We start from the raw sequence: 14488 nt of genomic DNA, 5'->3' as shown, positions 1-14488 counted from the left end.
GACCGGATACCCTTTGATCAGACACGCGCCCCAACCCACAACAGCACACGCGGCCGAGGAGTCACCCGGATGAGCACCACCCAGAGCGAGAGGCTGCGAGAGCTGCTCGAACCGCTCGTCACCTCGCAAGGGCTGGATCTCGAAGAGATCGCCGTGGACTCCGTGGGACGCAAGCGGGTGCTGCGCGTGGTCGTCGACTCCGACACCGGGGCGGACCTGGACGCGATCGCCGATGTGAGCCGCGCGCTCTCGGCGAAGCTCGACGAGACCAACGTGATGGGCGACGCCGCCTACGACCTGGAGGTCGGGACCCCCGGCGCCGAGCGCGCCCTGAGCGAGCACCGGCACTTCGTGCGCGCCACCGACCGGCTGGTGAAGTTCCAGCTCGCCGAGGGCGGCGAGCTGGTCGCGCGGATCCTGACGGTCGACGAGGAGGGGCTCGACGTCGAGGTTCCCGGTGTGAAGGGCCGCAAGGCCACCACCCGCCGGCTCGGCTTCCCGGAGATCGCCAAGGCGCGCGTGCAGGTCGAGTTCAACCGCAAGGACAAGAAGGACATGAAGGAAGAGGAGGAGGCGTAGCCGTGGACATCGACATGAGCGCCCTGCGGGGCTTGGTCCGGGAGAAGGAGATCTCCTTCGACCTGCTGGTCGAGGCGATCGAGTCGGCCCTCCTCATCGCCTACCACCGCACCGAGGGAAGCCGCCGGCACGCGCGCGTGGAGCTCAACCGGGAGACCGGGCATGTGACCGTGTGGGCGAAGGAGGACCCGGAGGACCTCGAGGAGGGCCAGGAGGCCCGCGAGTTCGACGACACCCCGTCCGGCTTCGGCCGGATCGCCGCGACCACCGCCAAGCAGGTGATCCTGCAGCGGCTGCGCGACGCCGAGGACGACGCCACGCTCGGCGAGTACGCGGGCCGTGAGGGCGACATCGTCACCGGTGTGGTCCAGCAGGGCCGCGACCCGAAGAACGTGCTGGTCGACATCGGCAAGCTGGAGGCCATCCTGCCGGTGCAGGAGCAGGTGCCCGGCGAGAACTACCAGCACGGCATGCGGCTGCGGTCCTACGTGGTCCGCGTGGCCAAGGGTGTCCGCGGTCCCTCGGTGACGCTGTCGCGCACGCACCCGAACCTGGTGAAGAAGCTGTTCGCCCTGGAGGTGCCGGAGATCGCCGACGGCTCGGTGGAGATCTCCGCGATCGCCCGTGAGGCCGGTCACCGGACCAAGATCGCCGTACGGTCCACCCGTTCGGGCCTGAACGCCAAGGGCGCCTGCATCGGCCCGATGGGCGGCCGGGTGCGCAACGTGATGGGCGAGCTGAACGGCGAGAAGATCGACATCGTCGACTGGTCGGACGACCCGGCGGAGATGGTGGCGAACGCCCTGTCACCCGCTCGGGTGAGCAAGGTCGAGGTCGTGGACTTGGCCTCGCGGTCCGCCCGGGTGACCGTGCCGGACTACCAGCTGTCGCTGGCGATCGGCAAGGAAGGGCAGAACGCCCGGCTCGCGGCCCGGCTCACCGGCTGGCGGATCGACATCCGTCCGGACACCGAGCAGCCCGGGGAGCGGGACGGGGAATAGATCTCGGCCGTGAGCCGCTGAGATCACGTCAGCCTGGAGCAGCCAAGTGTCCGACTTTACCCCCGGAGGGGTGAGGTCGGTCCGGGGAGGTAGACTTAGGAGTGTCTGGCCGGACGCGAGCCCGCGCATGCCCTGAGCGCACCTGTGTGGGGTGCAGGCAGCGAGCGGCCAAGGACGTTCTGCTGCGCACCGTGGCGGATCAGGAGCAGTGCGTTCCCGATCCTCGCGGTACGCTGCCCGGCCGGGGTGCGTACGTTCACCCCGACCCGGTCTGCCTCGACCAGGCGGTGCGCCGCCGGGCGTTCCCGAGGGCGCTTCGCGTCCCGGGACCGCTCGACATAAAGGCGTTGCGTCGGTACGTCGAGCAGACGGACAGTTGCTGAGCAGGCAACACGGTAAGAAAGCGTCGCGCGGAAGCCCCCGTGCGGCCTGGTACCTCGCGAGTCGAAAGCAGGTCGAGATTGCGATGAGCACTCGATGAGTACGCGATGAGTACGCCCATGAAGTAGCGACGGTCCGGCTTCACCCGGACCTCAAAGGAGCGAAGTGGCTAAGGTCCGGGTATACGAACTCGCCAAGGAGTTCGGCGTGGAGAGCAAGGCCGTCATGGCCAAGCTCCAAGAACTCGGTGAATTCGTACGTTCGGCGTCTTCGACCATCGAAGCGCCCGTTGTACGCAAGCTGACTGACGCCTTCCAGGGAGGCTCCGGCAAGTCCGCCGGCAAGCCCGCCCCGCGCAAGGCTGCCCCCAAGCCCGCCGCGTCGTCGGCTCCCTCGGCGCCCGCGCCGGCCCAGGGCCCGCGTCCGGTTCCGGGTCCCAAGCCCGCGCCGCGTCCGGCTCCGGCCGCGCCGGAGTTCACCGCTCCGCCGGCTCCGGCAGCCCAGGCCCCGCAGGCCCCGCAGGCCCCGCAGGCTCCGGCCGCGCAGGGTCCGCGTCCCGGCGCCCGTCCGGGTGGTCCCAAGCCCGGCGGCCGTCCGTCCGGTCCGGGTCAGGGCCAGGCTGCCCGCCCGGGTCAGGGCGGCGCGCGTTCCGGTGGTCAGGCCCCGCGTTCGGGTGCCCGTCCGGCCGGTCCGCGTCCGGGTAACAACCCCTTCACCTCCGGTGGCTCCACCGGCATGGCCCGTCCGCAGGCCCCGCGCCCGCAGGGCGGTCCGCGTCCGGGTGGCCCCGGTGCCCCCGGCGGCGGTCCCCGTCCGCAGGCTCCCGGCCAGCAGGGCGGCGGTCCGCGTCCGCAGGGTCCGGGCGGTTCCCGTCCGTCGCCCGCCGGCATGCCCCGCCCGCAGGGCGGCCCGCGTCCCGGCCCGGCCGGTCCGCGTCCGAACCCCGGCATGATGCCGCAGCGTCCCGCTGCCGGCCCGCGTCCCGGCCCCGGTGGCGGCGGTCGCGGTCCCGGCGGTGCCGGTCGCCCCGGTGGCGGCGGCGGTCGTCCCGGTGGCGGCGGCTTCGCCGGTCGTCCCGGTGGTGGCGGTGGCGGTGGCTTCGCCGGCCGTCCCGGTGGTCCCGGTGGCGGTGGCGGTGGCTTCGCCGGCCGTCCGGGTGGTCCCGGCGGTGGCGGCGGTGGCCGTCCCGGCTTCGGCGGCCGTCCCGGTGGTCCCGGTGGCCGCGGTGGCACGCAGGGCGCCTTCGGCCGTCCCGGTGGTCCCGCGCGTCGTGGCCGCAAGTCGAAGCGGCAGAGGCGCCAGGAGTACGAGGCCATGCAGGCCCCGAGCGTCGGCGGCGTGATGCTGCCGCGCGGCAACGGCGAGGCCATCCGCCTCTCCCGCGGCGCGTCGCTCACGGACTTCGCGGAGAAGATCAACGCCAACCCGGCGTCGCTCGTCGCGGTCATGATGAACCTCGGCGAGATGGTCACGGCCACGCAGTCCGTCTCCGACGAGACGCTGCAGCTCCTCGCGGGCGAGATGAACTACACGGTTCAGATCGTCAGCCCCGAGGAGGAGGACCGCGAGCTGCTCGAGTCCTTCGACATCGAGTTCGGCGAGGACGAGGGCGACGAGGAGGACCTGGTGGTCCGCCCGCCGGTCGTCACCGTCATGGGTCACGTCGACCACGGTAAGACCCGACTGCTCGACGCCATCCGCAAGACGAACGTCATCGCGGGCGAGGCCGGCGGCATCACCCAGCACATCGGTGCCTACCAGGTCGCGACCGAGGTCAACGACGAAGAGCGCAAGATCACCTTCATCGACACCCCGGGTCACGAGGCGTTCACCGCCATGCGTGCCCGTGGTGCGAAGTCGACCGACATCGCGATCCTGGTCGTCGCGGCCAACGACGGCGTCATGCCGCAGACGGTCGAGGCGCTCAACCACGCCAAGGCGGCCGACGTGCCGATCGTGGTCGCGGTCAACAAGATCGACGTCGAGGGTGCCGACCCGACCAAGGTGCGCGGTCAGCTGACCGAGTACGGCCTGGTGGCCGAGGAGTACGGCGGCGACACGATGTTCGTCGACATCTCCGCCAAGCAGGGTCTGCACATCGACTCGCTGCTGGAGGCCGTGGTCCTCACGGCCGACGCCTCGCTCGACCTGCGGGCCAACCCGCACCAGGACGCGCAGGGCATCTCGATCGAGTCCCGTCTCGACCGCGGCCGTGGTGCCGTGGCGACGGTCCTCGTCCAGCGAGGCACGCTGCGGGTCGGCGACACGATGGTCGTGGGCGACGCCTACGGCCGAGTGCGCGCCATGCTCGACGACAACGGCAACAACGTCGCCGAGGCCGGTCCGTCGACGCCGGTCCAGGTCCTGGGCCTGACCAACGTCCCGGGCGCGGGTGACAACTTCCTGGTGGTCGACGAGGACCGTACGGCCCGTCAGATCGCCGAGAAGCGTGCCGCCCGTGAGCGCAACGCCGCCTTCGCCAAGCGCACGCGCCGCGTGTCGCTGGAGGACCTGGACAAGGTCCTGAAGGCCGGCGAGGTCCAGCAGCTGAACCTGATCATCAAGGGTGACGCGTCCGGTTCGGTCGAGGCCCTCGAGTCCTCGCTGCTCCAGCTGGACGTCGGCGAAGAGGTCGACATCCGCGTCCTGCACCGCGGCGTCGGTGCGGTCACGGAGTCCGACATCGACCTGGCGATGGGCTCCGACGCCATCGTGATCGGCTTCAACGTCCGCGCGGCCGGCCGCGCGGCGCAGATGGCCGAGCGCGAGGGTGTGGACGTCCGGTACTACTCGGTCATCTACCAGGCGATCGAGGAGATCGAGGCGGCCCTCAAGGGCATGCTCAAGCCGGAGTACGAAGAGGTCGAGCTGGGTACGGCGGAGATCCGCGAGGTCTTCAAGTCGTCCAAGCTGGGCAACATCGCCGGTGTCCTGGTCCGGTCGGGCGAGGTCAAGCGCAACACCAAGGCGCGCCTCATCCGCGACGGCAAGGTGGTCGCGGAGAACCTCACCATCTCCGGTCTGCGTCGCTTCAAGGACGACGTCACCGAGATCCGCGAAGGGTTCGAGGGCGGTATCAACCTCGGCAACTTCAACGACATCAAGGTCGACGACGTCATCGCGACGTACGAGATGCGGGAGAAGCCGCGGGTGTAACACCCACGGTGCCTGACGCTGGCCGACGGGACTTTGGTCCCGTCGGCCAGCGCGCCGTTCCCGGGCCCGCCACGGCGGGTCCGGGTGCGGCAAAACCCCGTCGAGCCTCGGGTGGGAACGGGGTACCGTTCTTGATGTCCCCGGCCACACGGACCCGGGGCCATCGATCCCGGGCCGGCGGGTGAACCGGTTACACATGTACGTGGGGACTCTGTCCTTCGACCTGCTCCTCGGCGACGTCCACTCGCTGAAGGAGAAGCGCTCCGTCGTCCGCCCGATCGTCGCCGAACTCCAGCGGAAGTACACCGTGAGCGCGGCGGAGGTGGATCACGTGGACCTCCACCGGCGGGCGCTCATCGGCCTCGCCGTGGTCTCCGGCGACGCCACGCACCTCACCGACGTACTGGACCGGTGCGAGCGGCTGGTCGCCGGCCGCCCCGAGGTGGAGCTGCTGTCCGTGCGACGGCGCATCCACGGCGACGACGACTAGACCTCAGAACACCTCAGAACGTTGAAGAAGAAAGAACGGGAGACGGACCAGTGGCCGACAACGCGCGGGCGAAAAGGCTGGCGGACCTCATCCGGGAGGTGGTGGCCCAGAAGCTGCAGCGCGGGATCAAGGACCCGCGGCTCGGCTCGCACGTCACCATCACGGACACCCGGGTCACGGGCGACCTGCGGGAGGCGACCGTCTTCTACACGGTCTACGGGGACGACGAGGAGCGGCAGGAAGCGGCCGCAGGCCTGGAGAGCGCCAAGGGCATCCTGCGCTCCGAGGTGGGCCGCGCCGCCGGCGTGAAGTTCACGCCGACCCTCACCTTCGTCGCCGACGCGCTCCCGGACACCGCCAAGACCATCGAGGACCTCCTCGACAAGGCGCGGCAGTCCGACGCGAAGGTCCGCGAGGCCTCCGCGGGCGCCGCGTACGCCGGTGGCGCCGACCCGTACCGCAAGCCGGCCGACGAAGAGGCCGCCGACACGGCCGACACGGCCGACACGGACGGCGACGCCGCGGAATGACCCAGAAGCACACCACGCCCGACGGCCTCGTCATCGTCGACAAGCCGTCGGGCTTCACTTCGCACGACGTGGTCGCCAAGATGCGCGGTATCGCACGCACGCGCCGCGTCGGCCACGCCGGCACCCTCGACCCGATGGCGACGGGCGTCCTCGTCCTCGGCGTCGAGCGCGCCACGAAGCTCCTCGGGCACCTCGCCCTCACGGAGAAGGAGTACCTGGGCACCATCCGCCTGGGCCAGAACACCCTGACCGACGACGCCGAGGGGGAGATCACCTCCTCCACCGACGCCTCCAAGGTGACCCGCGACGCCGTCGACGCCGGCATCGCCAAGCTGTCCGGCGACATCATGCAGGTGCCGTCCAAGGTCAGCGCCATCAAGATCGACGGCGTGCGGTCGTACAAGCGGGCCCGCGAGGGCGAGGAGTTCGAGATTCCCGCCCGGCCGGTGACCGTCTCCTCCTTCGCCGTCTACGACGTCCGGGACGCCGTGGCCGAGGACGGGACCGCCGTGCTCGACCTGGTGGTCTCGGTGGTCTGCTCCTCCGGCACCTACATCCGCGCCCTCGCCCGTGACCTCGGCGCCGACCTGGGCGTGGGCGGCCATCTGACCGCGCTGCGCCGCACGCGCGTCGGACCGTACAAGCTGGACGCCGCGAAGACGCTCGAACAGCTCCAGCAGGAGCTGACCGTGATGCCCGTCGCCGAGGCCGCCTCGGCCGCGTTCCCGCGCTGGGACGTGGACGCCAAGCGCTCCCGGCTGCTCCTCAACGGGGTGCGCCTGGAGATGCCCGAGGAGTACACGGGCGCCGGTGCCGTCGCCGTGTTCGGCCCCGAGGGCCGCCTCCTCGCGCTGGTCGAGGAGCACAAGGGCAAGGCGAAGAGCCTGGCCGTCTTCGGCTGACCCGAAGAACCCCGCCCTGGGCGCCTGCCCGTGGAGCGGCGGCCACGGGGTACTGCCACTCGCCGCCGCTCCACGGTCCCCCCTCGGTTCCCCCACCCCTAGGGTTATCCAGCCGCTCCCGCCTATTCACCCGACCGGGCAGGCGCTCGGAGTGAAGCGGGGGAGCGGAAGGGGGCGCTTTCCCCTCGCGACCTGTCCCGCTGATCATCACGTGCCTACCGTCGAAGGTGAGGACACGTGGACCGGGGCGTGGCAGGGGCGGGGAGGCAGAGCCATGGCGGGACGGAGCGGTGGGACGGACCGTACCGGCGCCCCTGGCGCCCTGGCCGACCGTACGGAAACGCGCGCCCCGGGCGACCCGGCGGAAGCGCACGCCCTAGGTGACCGTGCGGACGTGTCGGGCGCTGTTGCCGACCGCCCGGACGCAGCGGGCGTTGTCGCCGACCGCCCGGACGCAGCGGGCGTTGTCGCCGACCGCCCGGACGCAGCAGGCGCTGCCGCCGGCCGTGCGGACGTGGCGAACGCCGTCGCCGTCGCCGACCACGAGGAAGCAACCACGCTCCCGGACCGCGACGACGGCACCGGCCTCGTCGCCGCGCGGGCTCGCACGGACGTCCTCGTCCGGATCCACGACCTGGCCGGCCGCCCGCGCGGCATCGGCTTCCTCGCCGACCACCACGGCACGCTCCTCACCAGCCACGAAGCCGTCGACGGACTCGCCCGGCTGGTGCTGCACGCCGGCCCCGGCCGCACCTGCGTGGTCGGCGCCGACGCCGTCACCGCGCTGCCCGAGCAGGACCTGGCCCTGATCCGCACCGAGGGCCTGGACGCCGAACCCCTGTCGCTGACCACCCGCGAACGCGTCGAGGCCGGCACCTACGTCCGCATCGCCGCGGGCTGCTGGCGCGAGGCGAGAGTGCTGGCCGCGACACAGGTGACGTACACCGCGACCGACCGCTTCCACCTCATCGAGGACGCCCTGGAACTGGCCGTCGGCACGGCGGGCCAGGACGCGCTCCGGCTCGGCGGAGGTGCCGCCGGGGGACCGGTGCTGGACGCGGAGACCGGCACGGTGCTCGCCGTCCTCGGCACCGCCCTGCACTCGGCCCGGCGCGACTACGGCTTCGCGGTCCCGCTGCGGCCAGCCGACGGCCCCCTGGCCGAGCTGCTCGCCCGCAACGCGGCCACCGTGCCCGCCTACGGCGCCGACCTCAACCTGGCCGGCGTCCTGGAGCTGACCGCCACCTCGGTGGGCCAGGACGGCCCCCCGGACAGCCACACCGGACACACCGGCGGCACCGGCCCCGCACACCCGGTACGCGCGGTCGAACGGGCCGAGGTGGCGGCGCAGTTGTCCGCCTTCACCGCCGGTGACCACCGCGTGCTCGGCCTCGTGGGCGCCCCCGGCAGCGGGCGTACGACGGAACTCGCGGCCCTCGCGGCCCGCCGCGGCCGGGCCGCGCAGCCCCAGCCCACCCTGTGGCTGCGCGGCGCCGACCTGAAGGACACCGACGACTGCGTGGCCGACGCCGCCCGCCGCGCCCTGCGCCGCGCCGCCCGCATCGTCGCCGCCTCCCGCGGCACGCACCACACCGACCTGGGCGACCTCACCCCCACCCGCGTGGCCCGCCTCGCCGAGCGGGCCGGCCGGCCGCTGCTGATCCTGCTCGACGGCCCCGAGGAGATGCCGTCCGCCCTCGCCCACAGGCTGCCCGCGTGGACCGAGGGAACGGCCGACTGGCTGCGGGCCACGGGGGCACGGCTGGTGGTGGCCTGCCGGGAGGAGCACTGGGAGCGGGCCGGCGCCGAGTTCCCGGCGGACCTGCTGCACGGGCCGCGGCACGGCGGGCACGCCCTGCCGCCGTGCGTGCCGCTCACCGGCCTCACCGACGACGAGGCCCGCCTGGTTCGCGCCCGCCACGGCATCCCCGACGACGCCGTCACCGGCCGCGACGCCCGCCACCCGCTCACCCTGCGCCTGCTCTCCGAGGTCCGCGCCGCACTCCCCGACGCGCCCCCCGCCCGGCCGGTCGGTCGGCACGAGGTGTTCGCCGCCCACCTCGACCTCATGTGTCTGCGCGTCGCGGTCCGTATCGCCGCCGGTGACGGGCTGCGCGGCACGGCCGTACGACGGCTCGCGGCCCGGGTGGCCGGGCAGGTGCACGAGGCCGCCCGGCGCAGCCTCGGCCCCGGCCAGGGCGACCTGGACCGCGCCTCCTTCGAGGAGCTGTTCCCTTGGGGCCCGGCCCCGGCCCGACTCGGCGGCTCCGGCTGGGCATCCGCCGTCCTCACCGAAGGGCTCCTGGTCCCGGCCGGCCCCGGCTACCGCTTCGCCCACGAGGAACTGGCCGACTGGATCCAGGGCACGCATCTCGACCTCGACGAGGCCTTGAACGCCCTGATCCACCGCCCCCACACGCCGGGCGGAACCGCGCCGCCGGCCGTCCCGCACCACCGGGCAGGCCCGGTCGTCCAGGCCCTGCTGCTCCTCGGCCGCCAGCAGGGCCCCGGCGAACTCGACGCCCGCCTGCGTGACCTGGCCGACGCCCTGGACCGGGACCCCGCCTCCTGGTGGGCCGCCCGGTTGCTCGGCCGCACCCTGCTCGAGGTCCCGGACGCCACGGCGTACACGGACGTCCTCCACCTCCTCGCCGACCACATCGTCGACCGCCGCCGCGAACAGCGGCCCGTACCGGCCGAGTTCGGCCCCGCCTTCTGGACCGAGCTGCCCCTGCCGGACGCGGAGCGCTGCGCGCTGCTGCGCCGCCTGGTCCTGGCCGACGGCGCGCCGCCGGGCCCCGCCGACCGCGGGGAGCACGCCGGCGAGCGCTACCTCGACGCCGCCGCCCGGCTGCTCGCCGCCGACCCCACCGCCGTACAGCCCCATCTGATCGGCTGGTTCGACGACGAGCGGCCGCTGCCCGCGACCCCGCACGCCACCGTCGCCACCGCCGCCCAGGCGCTGCTGCACACGCACCGGCACGGCGCCCTGGACGAGCTGACCGAACAACTCGTGCGCAGCGCGCACCCACGGGCCGACGAACTGCTCGCCGTCCTCGCCGAGGACGAGCCCTCGGCCGTCTGCCGGGCCGTCGACCGCTGGGCGCACGACGAGCACCCCGCCCGCCGGGCCGCGGCCCTGGCGTCCGGCCTGCGCGTGGCCGCCCACGCCCACTCGGCCGCCGACCGCGAGCTGCTGCGCTACGCCGCCCTCGCCCTGCTCGCCCGCCCCGCCGACCGCCCCCTGCACGGCGGCGCGCTCACCCTCCTGGTCCGCGACCCGCAGACCCGCGCCCGGTATCTCGCCGAGGCCCTGCGCCACTTCGCCGACGGCGACCCGCGCATCCCGCCCGACGCCCTGATCCCCGTCCTCACCACCCACGCGGGACCCGTCCTGGAAGCCTTCGGGGGCCGCCTGCGCCGCGGCGCGGACACCGGGGAGACGCTGCGCGCCCTCGCCGACGTCACCAACCCGGCGCTCACCGGCCGGATCGCCGCGCTGATCCAGGAGACGGCGGCACCGCGGCCGGACTCCGCCGCTCATCTGGCCGCGTACGTCGACCGCCGCCTCGACGCGGGCCCGGCCGCCCGCGCCACCCTGCTGCCTCTGGTCACCGGCCTGTTCGACAGCGGCTCCGAGCGGGTAAGAGCGGCCCTCGCCGGCGTCCTCGCCGCCCCCGGCGCCCCGGCCTCCCGCGCCCTGCGCGAGGAACTGCTGGACACCCTGCTCGCCCGCGAGCGGAACCCGGACGTCCTGGACGCCGTCCTGCACGCGGCGGCTCCGCACGGCGACGGCCGCGACGCGGAGCTGCGTGCCCTGGTCCACCGCACGGGCCTGCTCCTCGGCCGCACCCCCGACGGCGCGACCCGCTTCGACTGGAGCCTGGTCGTCCTGGCCCGGCACGTCCCCGGCTTCGCGGCCCGGATGGCGCGCTGGCTCGGCGAGAGCCCGCAGGACTGGGCCGCGGTGGTGGGCCCCAGCGCCCACCGCATGATCGAGAACCTGGCGGGGTCAGTACGGGTACCGGCCTGACCGGCGCACCCGCCGGGGGGAACGTGCGCCGGGTCACAGCCTCCATGCCGATGCGGGCCCGAGCCACCCGGCATGGCACCCTTAGACCTGCACAACAGGTCAACGGTAGACACGGACACGGGTTCGAGGAGCGGTCACAGTGCAGCGCTGGCGTGGCTTGGAGGACATCCCCCAGGACTGGGGGCGCAGCGTCGTCACCATCGGTTCCTACGACGGCGTCCACCGCGGCCACCAGCTGATCATCAGGCACGCGGTCGACCGCGCGCGTGAGCTGGGCGTCCCGGCCGTCGTCGTCACCTTCGACCCGCACCCCAGCGAGGTCGTCCGCCCCGGCAGCCACCCGCCGCTGCTCGCCCCGCACCACCGGCGCGCCGAGCTGATGGCGGATCTGGGCGTCGACGCGGTCCTCGTCCTCCCCTTCACCACCGAGTTCTCGAAGCTGTCGCCCGCCGACTTCGTGGTCAAGGTCCTGGTCGACAAGCTGCACGCCAAGGCGGCCGTCGAGGGCCCGAACTTCCGCTTCGGCCACAAGGCGGCCGGTGACGTCGAGTTCCTCGCCGAACAGGGCAAGATCTACGACTTCGAGGTCGAGGTCGTCGACCTGTTCGTCTCCGGCGAGGCCGGTGGCGGTCAGCCGTTCTCCTCCACGCTGACCCGGCGCCTGGTCACCGAGGGCGACATGGCCGGGGTCCGGGAGATCCTGGGCCGCCCGCACCGCGTGGAGGGCGTGGTCGTCCGCGGCGCCCAGCGCGGTCGCGAACTGGGCTTCCCGACCGCCAACGTCGAGACGCTCCCGCACACCGCGATCCCGGCCGACGGCGTGTACGCGGGCTACCTGCACGCGCAGGGCGAGATCATGCCGGCCGCCGTCTCCGTCGGCACCAACCCGCAGTTCGACGGCACCGAGCGCACGGTGGAGGCGTACGCCATCGACCGCGTCGGCCTCGACCTGTACGGCCTGCACGTCGCCGTCGACTTCCTCGCCTATGTGCGCGGCCAGGCCAAGTTCGAGTCGCTCGAGGCGCTGCTGGAGCAGATGACCGAGGACGTGAAGCGCTGCCGGGAGATCGTCGCGTCGGAGGCGTAGCCCCTCCGGGGTGTCCGTGACACACGAGGGCGGCCGGTGCAGTGTGCACCGGCCGCCCTCGGTCGTGTCGCGCTACCGCTGCGGCGGCGCCTGCGGAGGCTGCCCCTGCGGGGCCGGCTCGCCCTGGTGGGGTTGCGGGTACGGCTGCGGCTGGGCCTGTGGGTGCGGCTGCGGCTGGGCCTGCGGGTGCGGGGCCTGGGCAGCCTGCTCCGGCTGGGGCTGGGGCTGGGGCTGCCCGGGCTGTGGGTGGCCGGGCTGCGGCGGGTACGGCTGGCCGGGGGCGCCCTGCGCGTGAGGCTGCGGCTGGGGCTGCCCCGGATACGGCTGCCCCGGCTGTCCCTGCTGCGGCGGGTAGGGCTGCTGCGCCTGCTGGGGCGGGTAGGGCTGCTGCCCCGGCGCGGACGGGTACGGCTGGCCCGGCGCCTGCGGATACGGCTGGCCGGGGGCCTGCGGGTACGGCTGACCGGGGGCCTGCGGGTACGGCTGGCCGGGGCCCTGCCCGTACGGCTGACCGGGCATCGGCTGGCCGGGCATCTGGTGGCCCGGCATCGGCGGGGCGGCCACCGGCGGCGGGTTGCCGTCGTTGGTCCAGAGCCCGTGCGCCTGCTGGTGCCGTACGAAGTCCTCGGCCACCATCGCGGCGAGGTTGAAGTACGCCTCCCGCACCTTCGGCCGCATCATGTCGAGGTCGACCTCGGCACCGGCGGCCAGATGCTCGTCGAACGGCACCACGATCACCCCGCGGCAGCGCGTCTCGAAGTGGGACACGATGTCGTCGACCTTGATCATCTTTCCGGTCTCACGGACCCCGGAGATGACGGTGATCGACCGTGAGACGAGATCGGCGTAGCCGTGCGCCGACAGCCAGTCCAGCGTCGTACTGGCGCTGCTCGCACCGTCGACCGACGGCGTGGAGACGATGATGAGCTGGTCGGCGAGGTCGAGCACCCCGCGCATCGCGCTGTAGAGCAGACCGGTGCCCGAGTCGGTGAGGATGACCGGGTACTGCCTGCCGAGCACGTCGATGGCGCGCCGGTAGTCCTCGTCGTTGAACGTGGTCGACACGGCCGGGTCGACGTCGTTGGCGATGATCTCCAGACCGGAGGACGCCTGGGACGTGAACCGGCGGATGTCCATGTACGAGTTCAGGTACGGGATCGCCTGGACCAGGTCACGGATGGTCGCCCCGGTCTCCCGGCGCACCCGGCGGCCGAGCGTGCCGGCGTCCGGGTTGGCGTCGATGGCGAGGATCTTGTCCTGCCGCTCGGAGGCGAGCGTGGACCCCAGGGCGGTGGTGGTCGTCGTCTTGCCGACGCCGCCCTTGAGGCTGATGACCGCTATCCGGTAGCAGGACAGCACCGGCGTGCGGATCAGCTCCAGCTTCCGCTGCCGCTCGGCCTCCTCCTTCTTGCCGCCCAGCTTGAAGCGGGACGACGCGGCGGCGGGCCGGCCGCTCTTGGCCTTCTGCTTGCGGTTGTTGAGCAGCCGGTCCGAGGACAGCTCCACGGCCGCGGTGTAACCCAGCGGCGCGGCACCCGGGTTGGTCGGCTGCCGCTGGTCGTGCTGGATGGGCTGCGGCCAGGCGGCACCGGCGCGTGGATCGACCGCCTGCGGCTGCGCGGGCTGCTGCGGCACCTGCCCCGACTCGGCGCCCTGCGAAGGCACCCACTCCTGCCCGGGCTGCGGGAAGCCGTAGCCACTGGGCGGGGTGGGCCCGTCGGGTCCGCCGGGCTGCCGGCCGGGCTGAGGGAATCCGTAACCACTGGGCTGTGCAGGGGGGTTGGCGGCGCCGGGCTGCTGCGGGAAACCGTGACCACTGGGCGGCGGGGGTCCGTCGGGTCCACTGGGCGCGGCGGGCTGCTGCTCGGCCTGGGGGAAGCCGTAACCACTCGGCTGAGGCGCGGAGTCGGGGGCGCCGGGCTGCTGCGGGAAGCCGTAACCACCCGGCGGGGTGGGCCCGTTCGGGAACGGCTGCTGCCCCGGCTGCGGGAAGCCGTAACCGCTGGGAGGCGTAGGGCCGCCCTGCTGCGCGGCGACCGGCGGCTGCCCGGGCACCGGCCCGGGGGCGCCCGGCTGGTTCCAGGCGGCGGGCGCGGGCTGCGGAGCCTGCGACTGGAACGGCTGCTGCGGCCCGGGCACGCCCTCGGCCCCCTGCGCGGCGACGGGCTGCGCCTGACCGGGCACCGGCCCCGGCTGCTGCGGCGCCGGCTGCACGGGCCACTGGGCCGCCGGGGCGGGAGCGGCGGGCTGGTACGACGGCGGCAGCGGCGGCAGACCGCCCTGCGGCGAGGGCGGCGGGGGCGTCCAGGCGGGCGGAGCGCCCTGGGGG

General features: G+C 73.6%; 10 protein-coding genes. 9 read left to right on the top strand and 1 reads right to left on the bottom strand.

The genetic code is table 11. From position 1 onward, the window contains the following. Positions 1–69: 69 nt before the first annotated feature. The 9 genes from rimP to V7E45_RS17655 all read left to right on the top strand — a co-directional run bounded on the left by rimP (position 70) and on the right by V7E45_RS17655 (position 12159). Positions 70–579 (top strand): ribosome maturation factor RimP, encoded by a 510-nt coding sequence (rimP, locus tag V7E45_RS17695; RefSeq protein ID WP_333775137.1) that lies wholly within the window; start codon positions 70–72, stop codon positions 577–579. Positions 580–581: 2 nt separating this feature from the next. Continuing rightward, positions 582–1580, top strand: coding sequence for a transcription termination factor NusA (nusA, locus tag V7E45_RS17690; RefSeq protein WP_333775136.1), 999 nt, complete (start codon positions 582–584; stop codon positions 1578–1580). A gap of 101 nt (positions 1581–1681) precedes the next feature. Then, complete coding sequence (locus tag V7E45_RS17685) at positions 1682–1963, top strand: YlxR family protein (RefSeq protein WP_020942562.1); 282 nt, start codon at positions 1682–1684, stop codon at positions 1961–1963. A 163-nt stretch (positions 1964–2126) separates the two neighbouring features. Then, on the top strand, positions 2127–5117 hold the full coding sequence (gene infB, locus V7E45_RS17680; protein WP_333775135.1) for a translation initiation factor IF-2: 2991 nt from the start codon (positions 2127–2129) through the stop codon (positions 5115–5117). A 196-nt stretch (positions 5118–5313) separates the two neighbouring features. Beyond that, entirely contained in the window at positions 5314–5607 is a 294-nt protein-coding gene (locus V7E45_RS17675; RefSeq protein WP_333775134.1) for a DUF503 domain-containing protein, read from the top strand. Positions 5608–5657: 50 nt separating this feature from the next. Then, positions 5658–6137 carry a 30S ribosome-binding factor RbfA gene (rbfA, locus tag V7E45_RS17670; RefSeq protein ID WP_333775133.1) on the top strand — a complete coding sequence of 160 codons (480 nt, stop codon included), beginning with the start codon at positions 5658–5660 and terminating at the stop codon, positions 6135–6137. Then, positions 6134–7039, top strand: a complete 906-nt coding sequence (gene truB, locus V7E45_RS17665) for a tRNA pseudouridine(55) synthase TruB (RefSeq protein WP_333775132.1) — start codon at positions 6134–6136, stop codon at positions 7037–7039. The genes rbfA and truB overlap by 4 nt, the downstream gene beginning before the upstream one ends. Before the next feature lie 274 nt (positions 7040–7313). Then, positions 7314–11072, top strand: a complete 3759-nt coding sequence (locus V7E45_RS17660) for a trypsin-like peptidase domain-containing protein (protein ID WP_443056080.1) — start codon at positions 7314–7316, stop codon at positions 11070–11072. A gap of 139 nt (positions 11073–11211) precedes the next feature. Next, positions 11212–12159 (top strand): bifunctional riboflavin kinase/FAD synthetase, encoded by a 948-nt coding sequence (locus tag V7E45_RS17655; RefSeq protein ID WP_333775131.1) that lies wholly within the window; start codon positions 11212–11214, stop codon positions 12157–12159. Positions 12160–12231: 72 nt separating this feature from the next. Here the strand turns inward: V7E45_RS17655 and V7E45_RS17650 are convergent. Then, positions 12232–14488: nucleotide-binding protein (locus tag V7E45_RS17650; RefSeq protein WP_333775130.1), on the bottom strand; the 2257-nt coding region annotated here is incomplete at its 5' end.

The sequence above is a fragment of the Streptomyces sp. IBSBF 3136 genome, assembly GCF_036815105.1.
Lineage (GTDB): Bacteria > Actinomycetota > Actinomycetes > Streptomycetales > Streptomycetaceae > Streptomyces.
The sequence above is the reverse complement of the archived record's forward strand: the minus strand, read 5'-3'. Positions and strand labels throughout refer to the sequence as shown.

What these genes read in the sequence shown, in the direction of transcription:
- rimP (WP_333775137.1), top strand. Translation starts at nt 70, where the DNA reads ATGAGCACCACCCAGAGCGAGAGGCTGCGAGAGCTGCTCGAACCGCTC.
- V7E45_RS17675 (WP_333775134.1), top strand. Translation starts at nt 5,314, where the DNA reads ATGTACGTGGGGACTCTGTCCTTCGACCTGCTCCTCGGCGACGTCCAC.
- truB (WP_333775132.1), top strand. Translation starts at nt 6,134, where the DNA reads ATGACCCAGAAGCACACCACGCCCGACGGCCTCGTCATCGTCGACAAG.
- V7E45_RS17660 (WP_443056080.1), top strand. Translation starts at nt 7,314, where the DNA reads ATGGCGGGACGGAGCGGTGGGACGGACCGTACCGGCGCCCCTGGCGCC.